A 16,251-nucleotide genomic window follows, 5' to 3' on the forward strand; every position below is an offset into this window, starting at 1 on the left:
CTACATTATCAGACGCCCGACGCTCGCGAGTAGCGAACAAACTGCATATGTTGGTATGAACGCCGACGATGGTCGTCGGCCCGAGTTCCCTAGTATTGGGCGTAGGTCTGTCGGACAGGGCGGTATGCCGAAGAGAACGAACCAATTCCAAGACATAGTCTCTGATCTTTATCGTACTCTGGCGCCAGAAGGTGCGGAATTCGAGGAATCCGCTATGGTAGCCGAGCCGGACGGAACACGTCGTGAGGTAGACATCCTCATCAGGACGAAGGTCGCCGGCTCCGATCTTTCTTTGGCTGTCGAGTGCCGAGACTATTCGCGAGCTCAGTCAGTTGAGTGGATAGATAGCTTGATCGGTAAATATCAGAATTTACCTATCGACAAAGTCCTCGCCGTGTCGAGTTCCGGCTTCACTGCCGCCTCAACGCTGAAGGCAGCGCGACATAGGATGCATTGCTTAGCAGCCGACGACGCTGCTGATGTTGATTGGGCAGCAGAATTCACAAAGCCGTGGAAGTCGCTTCATTACACATTGCAAATCTGCCACGTTGCCGCCCAGACGAAGGACGGCACTAATGTCTCGCACACTGAGATTACCGAGGATAATCGGTTAATACATGATGATCTGCTTTCCGAGCGATTGTATCCCACCTTATACAAAGGGATAACGGACAATTGGTTGGATAGAATAAAGGATGAGCACGACAAAGCTGTAGTAAAATACTGGGATCAAATCGGCGACGGCGGTCAGAGGTATGCTGAATTTCTGTTCGACGGTGATTATAGTATATTTATGCCCGAACGCGTCATAAAATTCGACCAAGTTTTGGTTGGTGTGCTGGCGAATTTGGTTTGGAAAGAGATAGAGCCTTATTCCCGTGTTTTGCAGGACCGCGTGGCGACCAGCATTGTAGACGGGGATAATAGGCTAACTATTATAAATACGAGAGGCGGGGATCATGCCGGAACTATATTCCGCACTGAAAATAAGCGCGATATTTAATGGCCGCCTAATGTAGCCGAAACGATATATCGATGTACGATAGCGTCCATTTCCCGTTATCCGCACGAACCCGATAACAGGTACAGCCGACCTGGGCTGCGCTGCTAAGCGCAGCGCGATGATAGCCAATCCGCTTCGGGAATAGTCCGGGACTTCTGGTTCCGCTTGTTTCCGCTCGTCTCCCATTCGTTCCGCGAAACGCTCGCTTGTGAACATCCAAAACAACGGTATTACGCGGGTTTCCCGAGAGGGGGCGCTTAGCTCAGCTGGTAGAGCGGCTCGTTCTGGGGGATGTCGTCGAATTCCCGGCGAAGGTCGATTAATCCGCGCCTTATCCAGCTCTTTACGGTCGCGACTGGCGTATCCAAGCGAAGAGCGATGTCGCGGCCGGACAACTCGTCAAAAAAAGCGAGATTCAAAGCTTGCCTTTTAGGCTCGGGAAGCTTCGCAATCGCTGCGATTGCGAGTCTGTAGTGGCCGCGTAAAACGGCATCCTCGTGAGTTCGTTGACTTTCATCAATGACAAACAGGGCGTCATCGATGCTTGCTGCTAGATGGCGGGAGTTTGAACGCAACCAATCTATCGAACGATTTCTCGCGATTGCGCAAATCCAAGTGATCGGTGATGACCGCTTGGCGTCGAAGGCAGCGGCCTTCAACCAAACCGTTCTAAACACGTCGGTCGTCACTTCCTCTGACGCGCTGTGATCATTGCAAATTTGCAGACAAGTTTGAAAAACTTTTGCTTTAGTGCGAGTGTAGAAGATTGAGAAAGCACGCTCGTCGGATGAGGCTACCAGAACGAGAAGCGATGTTAAGCTCGCATCTTCGCGCATTGTCGACGTGCGGGATGAAGTTGTATTGTCATCGCTCCGACAACCCATTGTCATGATCCCCCAGCTTCGCACCACGAACGGCTGGCGATCTTTCCGGCTCCAAACATTTTTGGTGCGAAACAGTACGCAATATGAGACGAGTGCCCTCGAGGGGGGGGTATTTGCGCGGGTATCGCGCGGGTATTTCTCACACCTTTCGCTCTAGAACGACGCGAGCCTCGCGTTTTGCAGTTGGGGCGGCGGAGGGCACCTCCTCCGCTGATGTCCGCTATTGGGGGTGAGCGGACATTTGCATCAGCGACTTATTAGGTCGGCAGTGGCCCTGAGTTCGGCGGCTCGTCGAAGGTTCAATCGGCTTTGGCACCTCGCCGCTAAAATGTCTGTTCCGCCGCCGCCGAACGATGTTGCTCCTTCAAGTTGACACTGGGTCAAAGCATACCGCCGCCAGGATTCTTGTGAAGATCGTAGCGCGTCCACGAGCGACGGAGGCCGGCTGCTCGATATCGCATCGGAGTACTGGCGATCGATGGCATTAGCGGCATGCAGCGTGTGAGCCAAAGCGTCCTCTAGAACTGCTGCGGAACGGCGCTCGGCCGCTAGGGCGCATCCCAGCTCCTCCGCTTCCGTCCCGCTGTTATTACGCGCACATGAAGCTGTTGAAGCGGCAAACCGCCCAGCACGGCTCTCGCTCGGGCTAATCGCAGGGATCATCACTGTAGCCACGATAACGGCCACAGCCGTGATTTGGAACGGATGCCGCATCTAGCAATGGTAAAAGCGTAGCGCGTTTCCGCAAGTGGGCGTGAGCAGCCACTCCGCTCCGAGCCAAAAAGCGGCGCATGACGGTTAGACATTTACCCTTGGGCGCCGCAGTCCGCCGTGGGTACAGCCTCAGGGGTTAGACACCCCGAAGCCGCAGAAAACTGCGATTTCGCAAGGCCCGGTCGGACTCGTTAGCCACCATTGCAGGTAGGCGGTGGCGACCCGGCTTCCAGGCTCGGTCGCGACACTGAATGTCCGCTATTGGGGGGAAGCGGACGTTGGCTATTGTGGTTTTTGGTCTGCTATGTAGCGTATCGTGAGCGAGCCGGACGGCCTTCCCTGACCCGCAAAGCGTCGGCGGGTCTGCCCCTCAATCTCTGCGGTATGCACCGTAACGAGCAAATCGTTGGGCGAAATCCAGCGCATGTCCGGCTGGGGGGAGGTGATTAGACCGGTACTCAGGTCCTCCACAAAGAACCAACCGTTATCGCCATGCGGGGCGGCATCAACGCGGACCCGCAGCGCATTACTCTCTCCGTTGTTGTAATCAGTCTCGATGAGTGTGGCGCTGTAAGGTGACGGCGATGCAGCGTGAGTGGTCCATTTTCTCTCCGACTGTTGGACGCAAGCAACAAGGCACAGGGAGAGGGCTGGAACTGCGCTAGCGATCTTCATGCCGTCTATATACCGGCCAAAGCGTACGTCCGCTATTGGGCGAAAGCAGACGTGGGTATCGAGCGGGTATTTTCGCCGAGCGCAGCCTCGAAACAAGCGTTAAGCTGCGGGCTGGCGGCTACCACGCCGGAGGCCACCCCCGCCTTGAATCTTGTTCGTCGCTACGCGCAGTTGCATGCTGAATGATCGAATGATGAGAATGAGGCGGTAGCGCCGAGGGCATCAATCGTGTCGATCCACCTGCATATATATGATCGACGTGTCTTTATCCTTCTGAACTTGCCGTGGGTGTGTGAGGCTGGCTATCGGCGGAAAATAGCCGACCAAATATTGCTTCTTGATCAACAAGGGACTCTTGCAAGCCCCTTATTAGGTGGATAGTTTGCTGTGAAAACACATTCCACTCGTCTTTTACCTTGGTATTTGGCCATTGAATAAGATGATATCTAAATTGTTCGTGAGATGAGATCGACTTGACTTTTAGGTCGATAGCGATGTCTCTCTCGGACTTGTTTGTGCTAGCCAGCAACGGCTTCAAAACGAGATTCTCTTTGGCGATCTTGAAGCTGGTGACAGAGGCTGAGAATGACTGATGCAAGGCAGCGCGGTGCCGCAGGTAAGCGTCCTTCCCCTGAGACAAGGCGGCGATAATCATATGTCCATCTTCGCGAACTCGCGCAGACAATATCAAGAGCTCGCGGCATGGGTCCGATTCGTACATATTGTTCGCGTAGGGTGCCAAATGCCGGAAAGCAAATTCATTATACGTTTACCGGGAATAGCCTGGTTTCGAGGTATCGAGCATTGTCAGTATTCAACACTTTATAACTAGCGTTTAGCAGGATTTGGCATCCGCCGATCTGTTGAGGGTATCGAGGGGGTGCCGCTCGCTTCCAGGTGCCTCGGCGCTTATGTAGGCCTGCTAATAAGTGCAGCGCGCTGCGGAGGGCATCTCCGCCGCGAATGTCCGCTATTGGGGGGGGGCGGCGGACGTTCGCGAGACCAAAGGCCGAGGGTCGAACGTCAGTATTATCGCTTTTGCCACCGCGATTGGACGATGTTCCACTGTTCGTCGGCAAGGCTGAAACCGTAATAGCTATTCGCCGCTTCTCGGACGTCAGTGATTCCGTTCGCTTTGGCGCTCTCAATCGCCTCATCGATCAATTCAGTCGATCGGTCACCTGGTGCCGGACGAAACCACCGACGCAATCGAGTTAGCAAGTTATCCGGGGGTCTCACGCTTCTCCGGTGCATCAACCCATTTGAGAATGCCACGATTAACTCCGAAGGTACGCAATCAGGCAAAATAGCAGAATAGAGGCACGGGTCTGACGACCGTCTTTGGGCGTGAGCAGCCACTCCGCTTCGAGCCAAAAAGCGGCGCATAACGGTTAGACATTTACCCTTGGGCGCCGCAGTCCGCCGTGGGTACAGCCTCAGGGGTTAGACACCCCGAAGCCGCAGAGAACTGCGCTTTTGCAAGGCCCGGTCGGGCCTCCACGCCACGCGACGGCAGCGGCGTTCGCCGAGCCGGCGTCGACGTATGGTATCGTTGCGCTGACGGTCGCGACCCATCATCGCGCGGGCTTTCGCCGTTAGTAGGAAGAACCGCGACTGGCGGGATCACGCTATAATGCGAACACCGACGACGGTGGCATTGCGATTTAACTAAAATTTCATGGCTGCCGGTCTACCGGGATACGTGTCCGATATGGACATGACGGGGTGGGAGTGGCGAGAGACATACGCCGGATGTGGCACAACAATCAACGTAAGCCGCAGGCTGTGCCGCAGCGAACGTAGATAGAATCGGCGGATGCGGCAGGCTTGACCTGCCGCGGATCGCACGCCTTCATATTTAGGGAATGACTAATGTCGATCACCATCGTGACGGCCAATGAGGATCTGTGCCTGCCGTCGATCGGCACCTGCGCCGCGGACTTGCGCCAGGCGTTCGACGAGGGCGGCGCCGTGCGTCTCGATCTGTCCTCCGTCCGGACGCCCGACCTCAGCGTCGTGCAGCTCGCCTGCGCCGCGCGTGCCAGTGCCGCGAAGATCGGGCTGGACTTCGGCTTGAGCACGCCGGCCGACGCGGCGCTGCGGGCCTTGCTCATCCGGGCCGGCCTGATGACCGACGCATCCGCTGACGACCTGCAATTCTGGTTCCATGGAGAAGCGACCCAATGACTGCTGCGATCCTGACGGTGGACGACAGCGCCAGTTTGCGCATGGCGATCCGCATCGCACTGACCGGGGCGGGCTATGCCGTGACCGAAGCGGTCGACGGTGAGGACGGTTTGACCAAGGCGGCGGAGACGCGCTTTGATCTGATCGTCACGGACCTGAACATGCCCAACATGGACGGTCTGGCGATGATCCGTTCACTGCGCGCGCAGCCCGCGCAGGCCGGCATCCCGATCATCTTCCTGACGACCGAATCGGATGCCGCCATGAAGGCACAGGCGAAGGATGCAGGCGCGACGGGCTGGCTGGTCAAGCCGTTCGAAGCGGAACAACTCATCCGCGTCGTGCGCAAGGTGCTCGGCCGGTGACCGCAGAGGATCCGGTCGCGACCTTCCGCATCGAAGCGGCCGAGCTGCTCGAGCAGATCGAGCAGAGTCTGCTCGACCTCGGGCATCGTCTCGATGATGCCGGCCTGATCAATGCGGTGTTTCGCGGCCTGCATACGCTGAAAGGTTCGGGAGCGATGTTCGGCTTCGACGCGCTCGCTGCCTTTACGCATCATTGCGAGAGCGTGTTTGATCGGGTTCGTAAGGGCGAGGCTCGCGCCACCCCGGAGCTGGTCGCGGTCATCCTTTCGGCGCGCGACCATATGCAGGCGCTGATCGACGGTGACGCGCCGGACGCTGACGGGCGCACGATCCTCGACCGGCTCGCCGCGGCGGTCGCCGGTGCGGACGGTGGCGCCACGTCGGTGGGGCAAGATCACGGCTGGCAGCTGTCGTTCCGGCTGCCGCCGAACGCCATGGCCAATGGTACCAACCCGCTGATGCTCCTGGACGAACTGCGCGAGCTGGGTGAATGCCGCATCGTCGCGCGGACGGATGCCGTGCCCCCGCTGGCGGATCTGGTGCCGGAGGAATGCTGGATCTGCTGGGACGTGACGCTGGTCGGCGACGTGCCGCGTGAAGCGATCGAGGACGTCTTCTTGTTCGTCATGGACGACATGACACTGGAGATTGCGCCGCTCGCCGCGCCAGCCGTCGGCCCGGAGGAAGCGCCTATTGCCGTTCCTACCCCGGCGGAGGCGCCGACCATAGTCGCGGCGGCCGCGGCTCGGGAAAGCGTCCGTGTCCCCGCCGAACGGCTCGACGAATTGATGGATCGGGTCGGGGAATTGGTGATCGCGCAAAGCCGCCTGTCACAGCTGGCCGGCCAGCGCCACGATCTGACGCTGCGATCGGTGGCGGAAGAGATCGAGCGGCTCGCCGGCGAATTGCGCGACACGATGATGGTCTTGCGCATGGTGCCTGTGTCCTCGCTGTTCGGCCGCTTCCGTCGGCTGATCCACGACCTTGCGCGCGATACCGGCAAGGACATCGCGCTGGCCACCGAGGGCGAGGCGACCGAGGTCGACAAGACGGTAATCGAACGGCTGTTCGATCCGCTGGTCCATATCGTCCGCAATGCCTGCGATCATGGCCTCGAGATGGCAGCGGATCGCATCGCGGCGGGCAAGCCGGCGACCGGCCAGATCCGGCTCGCCGCGCGGCAGGCGGGCGGCGAGGTGCTGATCACCGTCGCCGACGATGGCCGCGGCGTCGATCGCGAGCGGGTCCGCGCCAAGGCCGTGGCGAATGGGCTGATCCAGCCCGGCCAGTCCCTGACCGACGACGAACTGCTCGCGCTGATCTTCCACCCCGGTTTCTCCACGGCGGCCCAGGTCACCAATCTGTCCGGCCGCGGCGTCGGCATGGACGTGGTCAAGCGCACGATCGAAAGCCTGCGCGGCGCGATCGAGCTGGTCAGCCGGCCGGGCGAGGGATCGACTATCACGCTCCGCATTCCGCTGACCCTCGCGATTATCGAGGGGCTGCTGGTGCGCGTGGGAGGGGGCCATTACGTCATTCCGCTCGCCGCGGTTGAGGAATGCCTCGAACTGCCGCTGTCGGAGGATTTGCGCTCGCGCGGGCGCAGCGTCATCACTTTGCGCGATCGGCTGGTGCCATTCCTGCGCCTGCGTGAACTGTTCGCCACGGGCACCCGCCCCGATCCGCATCAGAAGATCGTCGTCGTCGCCACGGGCGGCGAGCGGGTCGGCCTGGTCGTCGATCAGATCGTCGGCAGCCATCAGACGGTGATCAAGTCGCTGTCGCCGTTCCACCGGCATGTGGCGAGCTTCGCCGGCGCCACGATCCTGGCCGACGGTGGTGTCGCCCTGATCCTCGACGTGGCGCAACTCGTCGCACTGGCCCAGCCCCAGGAGGAGAACGCCCGTGCCGCAGGTTGATGCACACGTCGCGCCGCAATCCGACGCCGTCGCGTGGAACGCGCAGGGCGAGTTGCAGGTGCTGATCTTCGAGCTCGGCGGGGAAACCTTCGCGCTCGAGGCGGTGCAAGTGCAGGAAATCATCGACCTGTTGCCGGAAACTGCCATTCCGGGGGCGCCGCCACTGGTCGGCCATGTCATCAACTTTCGCGGCAGAATCGTGCCGGTCGCCGACCTCAGCCTCGCCTTTGGCATGGAGCGGGCCGCCGCCAGTCCGGACAGCCGGATCGTCGTCATCGACCTGCCATTGGACGGCGAGCCGACGCTGATCGGCCTGCGCACCGACCGCGTGCACGAGGTCGCGACCTTCGCCCAGGCGCTGGCGGAGGAGGTGCCGGCGGTAGGTATCAGCTGGCAGAAGCAGCACATGCGTAGCCTGGTGCGCTGGCGCGGCGACCTCGTCGTGCTGCCGGATCTGCAGGCGATCTTTCTGAAGGCATCGCACGACGGCGGCGTTGCCGCTGCCACTCACTGACACAACGGTCGAATTGGGAAAGTTATCATGCGGGCAACGATCAAGCTGAAGCTGGGGGTGACCTTCACGATCCTCGTATTGCTGTTCCTCGCCGTCGTGGCGATTAGCATTTCGAAGCTGAACACGATGAACGAGGCAATCTCGGACGTGATCGCCGGGCCGGCCAAGCGACTGTCGATCACTCAGCAGATCGACACCGATCAGAGCCAGATCCTCGCCGATCAACAATCGCTGATTCTCAACAGCGATGCGACCGTGATGAAAGGCTATTACGACAAGGTGGTCCGGCGCGAAGCGGAGATGGAGCAGTTGATGGCCGACGGCCGTCGCCGCGCCACGGAACGGGGCAAGCCTTTGTGGGAAGACATGCATGCCAAGTGGGTGGCGCTGAAGCCGACCTTCGATCGCGTCCGTGACCTTGGCTACGCCAACAAGAACGACGAGGCGGCCCAACTGTCCAATACCGAGCAGGCGAAGCTGATGGACGCCTTCATGAACGCGATTTCCAATCTTGCCGACTTACAGCGGACGATCATGAAGGAGGCGGATCAGGGCACCGACGAACTCTATGTCCAATCGCGTGAGATCATGCTGGTCGCCGGCCTGCTTGCCTTGGTGATCGCCGCGGGCAGCGCCTTCTACATCGCGCGTCTGGTCACCCGCGGGCTGAACACAGTTTCGACGGCGATTGAAGCGGTAGCGATCGGCGATCTCGACCAGGATCTCGCGGTGCGAAGCGATGACGAGATCCGCGACCTGGTCGAAACGGTGAATCGTATGACGGCCAATCTGCGGCAGAGCGCGCAACTGGCCGACGCGATCGCTGGCGGGGACCTGACCGTGCAGCACAAGCCCCTGTCGGACAAGGACAAGCTGGGCCATGCGCTGGTCACGATGGTGGAGCGGCTGCGTACCGTCGTCGGCGATGCCACGGCGGCGTCACAGAATGTCGCGGCGGGAAGCCAGCAGCTTTCGTCGTCGTCTGAGCAGGTGTCGCAGGGTGCGACCGAACAAGCCGCCGCAGCGGAAGAGGCGTCCGCATCGATGGAGCAGATGGCGGCCAACATCAAACAGAATGCCGACAACGCCACCCAGACCGAGAAGATCGCCCGTCAGTCGTCGCAGGATGCCGAGGTGAGCGGTGCCGCCGTACAGCAGGCAGTAACGGCGATGCGGACGATCGCCGAGAAGATCGGTATCGTCCAGGAGATCGCCCGCCAGACCGATCTGCTGGCGCTCAACGCCGCTGTCGAAGCCGCTCGCGCCGGCGAGCATGGCAAGGGCTTTGCGGTGGTCGCCGCCGAGGTTCGCAAGCTCGCCGAGCGCAGCCAGACGGCAGCGACCGAGATCAGCGGCATGTCGACGCAAACCGTCACGGCCGCAACGCAGGCAGGCGAGATGCTAGTGAAGCTGGTGCCGGATATCCGCCGTACGGCCGAGCTGGTCGCAGAGATTAGTGCTGCCTGTCGCGAACAGGACATCGGCGCCTCGCAAATTAACGACGCCATCCAGCAACTCGACACCGTAACCCAGCAGAACGCCGCCGCCTCAGATCAGATTTCGGCGACCGCCGACCAACTCGCCGGCCAAGCCGAAAGTTTGCAAGAGAGCATGGCGTTCTTCCGCACGGAGGCAGGTGCGGCAAGGCAGGTGGCAGCGCGCAAGGCGCCGCCGCGGTCCGCGACCGCGACGCCAGTCCGCAAGGCTCGTGCGCTCGCCCGATCGGCGACCGTTGGCGATCAACAGGCTCGCGCGCGCGGCTTCGCGCTCGACCTCACCCCGGGCGGACCGGATGGTGAGGACAACGAATACGGCCGCGCCGCGTGAGGGCGAGCAAAGCCAATGCGGTCGAACGAGAGATGCCGCCTTTTCCGATCCTTCCCGCACGCGACACGGCGCGTGCGGGCCAGCTGACCGCCCGTGCCCTCCGTTGTGAGACCATCCGATGCTGACCCTGTTCAATCACCTTTCGATATCGAAGAAACTGACCCTCTGCCTAGGCATGATCGTTGCGATCACCATGGGTGTCGACGGGATCATTCTGGCGAACGCCGGTCAGGTCCGCGCGACGACGGAGATCAATGAGCATACCTCCAAGGTCATCGCCACCGCCAACCAGCTGGTCACCGACATGGTCGATCAGGAGACTGGCTATCGCGGCTATTTGGTGTCGGGAAACCAGGCGTTTCTAAAGCCCTATCATGACGGCTGGGACGGTTTTGCCCGCGCCTGGAGCGACGTCAAGTCGCTGACCAGCGACAATCCGGTGCAGCAAACCAGGTTGGAGGATATCCGCCGCCTGGCCGCCAGCTGGCACAACGACGTGGCGGAGAAGACCATTCGCATCATGGCCGATCCGCGCCAACGCGAGACCGCACGGGCGATGGAGGCGAGCGGTACCGGGAAGGCCGCGATGGATCAGCTCCGCGCCCGCGTCGGCGAGATGGTGGCGACGGAAAACGCCCTCCTCGCCGAGCGCCAGCGCGCCCAAGCCGCCGCCTTCGCGACGATCAACACGGCGATCCTGATCGGCATGATCGCCAGCGTCTTGGCTGCGTTCGGAATCGGTATCTTGATGACGCGCACCATCGCGCGCCCGATCGCGATGCTCACCGGCGGCTTGGCGCGCCTCGCCGAACCGCTGACGCTCCAACGTCGTGACGAAATCGGTCGGATGCAGGGCAGTGTCGCCGCCGTCGAGGGTGCCTTCGACCAGATGTCCAGCGTCCTCAATGCGGTGTCGCTTGGCGACACCTCGGTTGGCATGAGTCAGCGCTTTGGTGGTCTAAGCGATCAGCTCGGCAGCAATCTCGATGCCTTGCGGAGCAATTTCGAGGGGATCGCGCGGGTCGCGGAATCGATCGCGGGCGGCGATCTGACAATCGATCACCGGCCACTCTCCGACAAGGACCGGCTTGGCCGCGCCCTGGCCACGATGGTCGAGCGACTGCGTGGTGTGGTCGGCGAGGCGACCACGGCGGCACAAAATGTCGCGGCGGGAAGCCAACAATTGTCCGCCTCGTCCGAGCAGGTCAGTCAGGGTGCGACGGAACAGGCCGCAGCCGCGGAAGAAGCCTCCGCTTCGATGGAGCAGATGGCCGCCAACGTGAAACAGAATGCCGACAATGCGGCGCAGACCGAGAAGATCGCGCGTCAATCGTCGCAGGATGCGGAGCAGAGCGGCGCGGCGGTCCAGCGGGCGGTGATCGCGATGCGGACGATCGCTGAGAAGATCGGCATCGTCCAGGAGATCGCGCGTCAGACCGATCTGCTTGCCCTGAACGCGGCGGTGGAGGCGGCGCGGGCGGGCGAACACGGCCGTGGCTTTGCGGTGGTTGCCGCGGAAGTGCGGAAGCTCGCCGAGCGCAGCCAAACCGCTGCGACCGAGATCAGCGGTATGTCCTCGGATACCGTTACCGCCGCCAGCGAAGCGGGTGAGATGTTGATCAAGCTGGTCCCCGATATCCGCCGTACCGCGGAACTGGTCGCTGAAATCAGCGCCGCCTGCCGCGAACAGGACATCGGCGCCTCGCAGATCAACGAAGCAATCCAACAGCTCGATGCGGTAACCCAGCAGAACGCCTCCGCCTCCGATCAAATCTCGGCGACGTCCGAGCAATTGGCGGGCCAGGCCGAGGAACTGCAGGAGAGCATCGCCTATTTCCGTACCGAAGCGGGGGCAACGGCACCGGTCCCGCGCCATGCCGTATCCCGTGCACGGACCGCTAAGCCTGGTCGGAAGGCGCGCGCCGCCGGCCGTCAGGCCACGGTCGCGGATCAACAGGCGCGCGTCCGCGGCTTTGCGCTCGACCTCTCGGCTGGCGGCCCCGACGGCGAGGATGCCGAGTTTGGACGCGCTGCATGACCGACGCGGGGGAAATTCAGGTCGTCGTCTTTGGTCTGGGGGACGAGCAGTTCGCGCTGCCGGTCGTCAGCGTGCGCGAGATCCTCGATCACCAAACCGCCTTCCGCGTCCCGAACGCGCCTGTCTGGCTATGCGGCCTGATTGACGTCCGCGGCCTGTCCGTGCCGGTCGTCGACCTGCGCCAACGGCTTGGCCTCGCGCCCGCGAAAGCGACGCTGGCGACGCGCATCCTGGTCGTCGAGTTGACGCTGGACGATGATCATGCACTGACGCTCGGCCTGGTCGTCGACCGGGTCATCGACGTCAGCAGCTTCGATCGCGGCGCGATCGAGGCGTCACCGGATGTCGGGATACGCTGGCGGTCGGATCATATCGGGGGGATTCTGCGCCGCGGGAGCGGCTTCATCGTCCTGCTCCACTTGCGCCATATCGTCGCGGCCGACGTCGACCTGCTGATCGCGCCGATCGACGAGGCGGCATGAGCAGCAGCCTCGCCGCCCTTCCCGCAGACGGAGTCAGCCTGCCACCCGACGATCCATTGTCACCTGCGGATTTTCGCCGGCTGGCCGACTATATCCATGCAGCGTCCGGGATCCATCTGCCGCCGGCGAAGAAGACCATGATCGAGGGGCGGCTGCGGCGCCGTGTCCGGCATCTGGGCTGTGGAACCCTAGCGAACTATTGCGCCTGGCTGTTTGACGAAGGCCATCTGGGTGACGAAGTCGAATCGTTGCTCAATGCAGTAACCACGAACAAGACCGATTTCTTCCGCGAACCGCGGCATTTCACCTATCTGGCCGAGGAAGTGCTGCCGCGCTGGCGCGATGCCGGGGCCCAGCGCCTGCGGGTATGGAGCGCCGCCTGCTCGACGGGGCCGGAAGCCTACACGTTGGCCATGCTGCTCGACGCCTTCGCCCAGGATCACGGCGGCCCGGACTATGCGATCCTTGCCACCGATCTTGACACCGAGGTGCTCGAGATCGCGAGACGTGGGGTCTATCCCGGCGCGCTGTTCGATCCCGTGCCGCCGCTGCTGCGCGCACGTTATTCGCTGCCCGCGCGCGATCCGCGCCGGGACGAGCGTCGCATCGTGCCGTCACTGCGCACGGCGGTCGGCTTCGCCCGGCACAATCTGATCGACAGCCACTATCCGATCGGCGCGCCGATGAATCTGATCTTTTGCCGCAACGTGCTGATCTACTTCGACAAGGAAACGCAAGCGCAGGTCGTGCGGCGACTCGCACGCTGTTTGGTTCCGGGTGGCCTGCTGGTCCTCGGCCATTCCGAAACGATCGCCGGGCTCGAATTGGACGACGAATTGGTCGCCGTCTCGAACACCGTCTTCAAACGCGTCTGACATGAGCAAGAAGATCCGCGTCCTGATCATCGACGACAGCGCGAGCGTGCGTCAGGCGATGACGGCGATCCTGTCCGCCGATCCGGACATCGAGGTGATCGCTGCGGCCGCCGATCCGTTTGCGGCGGCGCGCTATATACAGGGCGAGGTGCCCAACGTCATCACACTGGACGTCGAGATGCCGCGGATGGACGGCATTACCTTCCTGCGCAAGTTGATGACGCAATGCCCGGTGCCGGTGGTGATGTGCTCGTCGCTGGTCGACGAGGGGTCGGACACATTGCTCCAGGCGCTGGAGGCGGGAGCGGTCGACGTCATCCTGAAGCCGCGCCTGGGCGTCGCCGATCATTTGGTCGAGGCGCATCTGCAGATCCGCGAGGCGGTGAAGGGCGCGGCGAGTGCCAGGCTCGGCACGCGGCCGGTGCTCCGCCCGGCGGCGCGCCTGTCGGCTGACGCCATGCTGCCGCCGCCGAACGGCCGCGCGCTCAGCCGGACGACGGAAATGGTCGTCTGCATCGGCGCCAGCACGGGAGGAACGGAGGCCCTGCGTGCCGTGCTGGAGGCGCTGCCGGCCAATTCGCCCGGCATCGTCATCGTCCAACATATGCCGGAAAGCTTCACGCGCGCCTTCGCCCGGCGGCTGGACGGGCTGTGCGCGGTCGACGTCAAGGAGGCCGAACATGGCGACACGGTGATGCGCGGCCGGGTGCTGATCGCGCCGGGCGGCCTGCGTCACACCATGTTGGAACGCCACGGCGCCCGCTATGCGGTGGCCGTGCGCGAGGGGCCGCTGGTGTCGCGGCACCGGCCCAGCGTCGATGTGCTGTTCCGTTCCGCGGCGCGCAATGCCGGCGCCAATGCCGTCGGTGTGATCATGACCGGCATGGGCGATGACGGCGCACGCGGCCTGTTGGAAATGCATGAGGTCGGGGCGCGCACCTTCGCACAGGATGAGGAGACGTCGGTGGTATTCGGCATGCCCAAGGAGGCGATCGCGCGCGGCGCGGTCGATCGCGTCGTGCCGCTGGAGGCGATCGCCCGCGAGATGCTCCAGGCGACGGCACGATGAGAGACGAATGATGACGATGATCGAGAACTCGACCCACATTCCTCTGCCGATTGCGGAAATGGCCGACCAGCTCGACGAGATGGTCGCGGACCTCGAATTGCGCTTTCGCGGGGTCGGTGAGACCTTGGCGCAGGCGATTGAAACCATCGACCGGATGGGCGCCGATCTTGACGATATTCAGGCCTCGCTGGCCCCGGAGGTGGTCGGCACGGCGATCAAGCGGCTGCGCAACGCGGCGCACCGGTTGAAGACATTGCCGGCGGCGCAGGAACGCCGTGCCGCGGAGATCCAGGTGCTGACCTGTCGCACGCGCGAGATGCGGTCGCTGCTCGCCGATGTCGGCGAGATCCTGCATCTCCTCGGCATTTACGGCATGAGCATCAAGATCGCCTCGTCCGGCGAAACGGCCTTCTTCAACTTCGTTGCGGGGATGGAGGGCAAGCTGGAGAGCGGGCGACGCGAGCTGCGCTATTTCGGCGACGAGCTCGACCGGTTCGGCAAGGTCATCGCCGACATGCGTCAGGCGGATCATCTGCTCGCGGTCGAATCCCGCAAGATCGGGCCGGAGGCGCCGGCCGAACTGACCAGCAATGCCGACGCACTGGAGGTTCAGCTGAAGACGGTGGCGCGGATGGCGCAGGACGTGAGCGGCGTGATGCGAACCGTTCAGGCCGAAGTGGCGCGCATGCTCGGCGCGATCCAGATCGGCGACAGTGTCCGCCAGCGGGTCGAACATGGCGCGACCATCTTGCGCATGCTGCTGCAGCAGGGCGACGATGCTGCACCGCCGCCGACGGTGGTGGCGACCATGGCGGCGCTGGTCGCCGCGCAGATGCGGGCGACCGCGCAGGACTTTTCCCGGGAGATCGGCGCGCTGATCGCCGCGATCGAGCAGCTCGGGCCCTTGACGACGCGGTTGCTGGGTCTGGTCGAGCGACAGGGCGCCAGCGGTGACGATGGCGATGTGCTGGTCCGTATCGAGCACGGCATCGCCGACGTCAGCCAGGTTACCGGGCAATTGTGCGAGGCGGATCGGCGGCTGGCGACGCTGGCCCAGTTCGTGCGGCGGACCTTCGCCGATCTGCTCGGCGGCCTGTCGCGGATCCAGCGGATCGCCCTCGACGTGCAGGACATCTCGACCAACACCCGGCTGCTCTGCCGCCGCCATGGCACGACCGGCCGCGCCGTGGCGGTGATCGCGACTGAGGTCGCCCCCTGCGCCAGCCGGCTCGACGCATCGAGTGCTGGTGTTGCCCGGTTAATCGCCGATCTGAAGCGGGTGGAACTGACCCAAGCGCAGGGCGATGGCGAGGAGGGCCGGGACGATCTGGCGCTGGATGCAGCGTTGAAGGTCGTGCGCCAGGCCTGCGCGAAGTCGGACCGCGCGGTCAGCGATGGCGGCGGCGAGGCCCGCGCGATCGTGACATCGCTGGAGCGGAGCGCCGACACACTACATGAGCAGCGTGTAGTGGTGGAGGCACTGGAGCGGGCTGCCGACCTCCTGACCGGGGTCCCCGTCCCGGAGGAGCGATCGGCGGATGAGGAGGAGGCGTTGCGGGCGGTGCTGGTCCGTGCCGCCTCGCTTTATACGATGGCGCGCGAGCGCGAAGTGCATGCGCCGTTCCTGCTGCCGGGCATGGCGGTCGTCGACGCCGACGCCGCGCTGGAGGATGATGACGGGCTGTTCTGACGTCGGGCG

At 62.8% G+C, this 16,251-nt stretch carries 15 protein-coding genes; 11 read left to right on the top strand and 4 right to left on the bottom strand.

Features of this window, described 5'->3' with window-relative positions; translation table 11 throughout:
- Positions 1 to 124 precede the first annotated feature (124 nt).
- On the top strand, positions 125 to 1,003 hold the full coding sequence (locus tag ACU5AX_RS01495; RefSeq protein ID WP_446690436.1) for a restriction endonuclease: 879 nt from the start codon (positions 125 to 127) through the stop codon (positions 1,001 to 1,003).
- 257 nt (positions 1,004 to 1,260) lie between these two features.
- Here the strand turns inward: ACU5AX_RS01495 and ACU5AX_RS01500 are convergent, their stop codons facing one another.
- The 4 genes from ACU5AX_RS01500 to ACU5AX_RS01515 all read right to left on the bottom strand — a co-directional run bounded on the left by ACU5AX_RS01500 (position 1,261) and on the right by ACU5AX_RS01515 (position 3,931).
- Entirely contained in the window at positions 1,261 to 1,839 is a 579-nt protein-coding gene (locus tag ACU5AX_RS01500) for an RNA polymerase sigma factor (protein ID WP_446689378.1), read from the bottom strand.
- Between the two features lie 294 nt (positions 1,840 to 2,133).
- A complete protein-coding gene (locus ACU5AX_RS01505) occupies positions 2,134 to 2,601 on the bottom strand; it encodes a lysozyme inhibitor LprI family protein (protein ID WP_446689379.1) in 468 nt (155 codons plus the stop codon).
- A gap of 282 nt (positions 2,602 to 2,883) precedes the next feature.
- Positions 2,884 to 3,276, bottom strand: a complete 393-nt coding sequence (locus ACU5AX_RS01510) for a hypothetical protein (RefSeq protein WP_446689380.1) — start codon at positions 3,274 to 3,276, stop codon at positions 2,884 to 2,886.
- Positions 3,277 to 3,541: 265 nt separating this feature from the next.
- On the bottom strand, positions 3,542 to 3,931 hold the full coding sequence (locus ACU5AX_RS01515; protein ID WP_446689381.1) for a hypothetical protein: 390 nt from the start codon (positions 3,929 to 3,931) through the stop codon (positions 3,542 to 3,544).
- 1,217 nt (positions 3,932 to 5,148) lie between these two features.
- Between ACU5AX_RS01515 and ACU5AX_RS01520 the strand changes: the two genes are divergently transcribed.
- The 10 genes from ACU5AX_RS01520 to ACU5AX_RS01565 all read left to right on the top strand — a co-directional run bounded on the left by ACU5AX_RS01520 (position 5,149) and on the right by ACU5AX_RS01565 (position 16,242).
- Positions 5,149 to 5,463, top strand: coding sequence for an STAS domain-containing protein (locus ACU5AX_RS01520; protein WP_446689382.1), 315 nt, complete (start codon positions 5,149 to 5,151; stop codon positions 5,461 to 5,463).
- Positions 5,460 to 5,828 carry a response regulator gene (locus ACU5AX_RS01525; RefSeq protein WP_446689383.1) on the top strand — a complete coding sequence of 123 codons (369 nt, stop codon included), beginning with the start codon at positions 5,460 to 5,462 and terminating at the stop codon, positions 5,826 to 5,828. Before ACU5AX_RS01520 ends, ACU5AX_RS01525 begins: the two co-directional genes overlap by 4 nt.
- Entirely contained in the window at positions 5,825 to 7,747 is a 1,923-nt protein-coding gene (locus ACU5AX_RS01530) for a chemotaxis protein CheA (RefSeq protein WP_446689384.1), read from the top strand. The genes ACU5AX_RS01525 and ACU5AX_RS01530 overlap by 4 nt, the downstream gene beginning before the upstream one ends.
- Positions 7,734 to 8,261, top strand: coding sequence for a chemotaxis protein CheW (locus ACU5AX_RS01535; protein WP_446689385.1), 528 nt, complete (start codon positions 7,734 to 7,736; stop codon positions 8,259 to 8,261). Before ACU5AX_RS01530 ends, ACU5AX_RS01535 begins: the two co-directional genes overlap by 14 nt.
- A 27-nt stretch (positions 8,262 to 8,288) precedes the next feature.
- On the top strand, positions 8,289 to 10,088 hold the full coding sequence (locus ACU5AX_RS01540) for a methyl-accepting chemotaxis protein (RefSeq protein WP_446689386.1): 1,800 nt from the start codon (positions 8,289 to 8,291) through the stop codon (positions 10,086 to 10,088).
- 175 nt (positions 10,089 to 10,263) lie between these two features.
- Entirely contained in the window at positions 10,264 to 12,126 is a 1,863-nt protein-coding gene (locus ACU5AX_RS01545) for a CHASE3 domain-containing protein (RefSeq protein ID WP_446689387.1), read from the top strand.
- Positions 12,123 to 12,608 carry a chemotaxis protein CheW gene (locus ACU5AX_RS01550; RefSeq protein ID WP_446689388.1) on the top strand — a complete coding sequence of 162 codons (486 nt, stop codon included), beginning with the start codon at positions 12,123 to 12,125 and terminating at the stop codon, positions 12,606 to 12,608. The genes ACU5AX_RS01545 and ACU5AX_RS01550 overlap by 4 nt, the downstream gene beginning before the upstream one ends.
- The gene (locus tag ACU5AX_RS01555; protein WP_446689389.1) at positions 12,605 to 13,483 is read left to right on the top strand and encodes a CheR family methyltransferase; all 879 of its coding nucleotides are present in this window, start codon (positions 12,605 to 12,607) and stop codon (positions 13,481 to 13,483) included. Before ACU5AX_RS01550 ends, ACU5AX_RS01555 begins: the two co-directional genes overlap by 4 nt.
- 1 nt (position 13,484) lies before the next feature.
- On the top strand, positions 13,485 to 14,552 hold the full coding sequence (locus ACU5AX_RS01560) for a protein-glutamate methylesterase/protein-glutamine glutaminase (protein WP_446689390.1): 1,068 nt from the start codon (positions 13,485 to 13,487) through the stop codon (positions 14,550 to 14,552).
- 7 nt (positions 14,553 to 14,559) lie between these two features.
- On the top strand, positions 14,560 to 16,242 hold the full coding sequence (locus ACU5AX_RS01565) for a hypothetical protein (RefSeq protein ID WP_446689391.1): 1,683 nt from the start codon (positions 14,560 to 14,562) through the stop codon (positions 16,240 to 16,242).
- Positions 16,243 to 16,251 lie beyond the last annotated feature (9 nt).

The organism is Sphingomonas benefaciens, assembly GCF_052907485.1.

Coding starts and splice junctions, on each gene's coding strand:
- ACU5AX_RS01545 (WP_446689387.1), top strand. CDS start 10,264: ATGATCGTTGCGATCACCATGGGTGTCGACGGGATCATTCTGGCGAAC.
- ACU5AX_RS01525 (WP_446689383.1), top strand. CDS start 5,460: ATGACTGCTGCGATCCTGACGGTGGACGACAGCGCCAGTTTGCGCATG.
- ACU5AX_RS01555 (WP_446689389.1), top strand. CDS start 12,605: ATGAGCAGCAGCCTCGCCGCCCTTCCCGCAGACGGAGTCAGCCTGCCA.
- ACU5AX_RS01510 (WP_446689380.1), bottom strand. CDS start 3,276: ATGAAGATCGCTAGCGCAGTTCCAGCCCTCTCCCTGTGCCTTGTTGCT.
- ACU5AX_RS01550 (WP_446689388.1), top strand. CDS start 12,123: ATGACCGACGCGGGGGAAATTCAGGTCGTCGTCTTTGGTCTGGGGGAC.
- ACU5AX_RS01505 (WP_446689379.1), bottom strand. CDS start 2,601: ATGCGGCATCCGTTCCAAATCACGGCTGTGGCCGTTATCGTGGCTACA.
- ACU5AX_RS01540 (WP_446689386.1), top strand. CDS start 8,289: ATGCGGGCAACGATCAAGCTGAAGCTGGGGGTGACCTTCACGATCCTC.
- ACU5AX_RS01520 (WP_446689382.1), top strand. CDS start 5,149: ATGTCGATCACCATCGTGACGGCCAATGAGGATCTGTGCCTGCCGTCG.
- ACU5AX_RS01565 (WP_446689391.1), top strand. CDS start 14,560: ATGATGACGATGATCGAGAACTCGACCCACATTCCTCTGCCGATTGCG.
- ACU5AX_RS01495 (WP_446690436.1), top strand. CDS start 125: ATGCCGAAGAGAACGAACCAATTCCAAGACATAGTCTCTGATCTTTAT.
- ACU5AX_RS01500 (WP_446689378.1), bottom strand. CDS start 1,839: ATGCGCGAAGATGCGAGCTTAACATCGCTTCTCGTTCTGGTAGCCTCA.
- ACU5AX_RS01515 (WP_446689381.1), bottom strand. CDS start 3,931: ATGATTATCGCCGCCTTGTCTCAGGGGAAGGACGCTTACCTGCGGCAC.
- ACU5AX_RS01560 (WP_446689390.1), top strand. CDS start 13,485: ATGAGCAAGAAGATCCGCGTCCTGATCATCGACGACAGCGCGAGCGTG.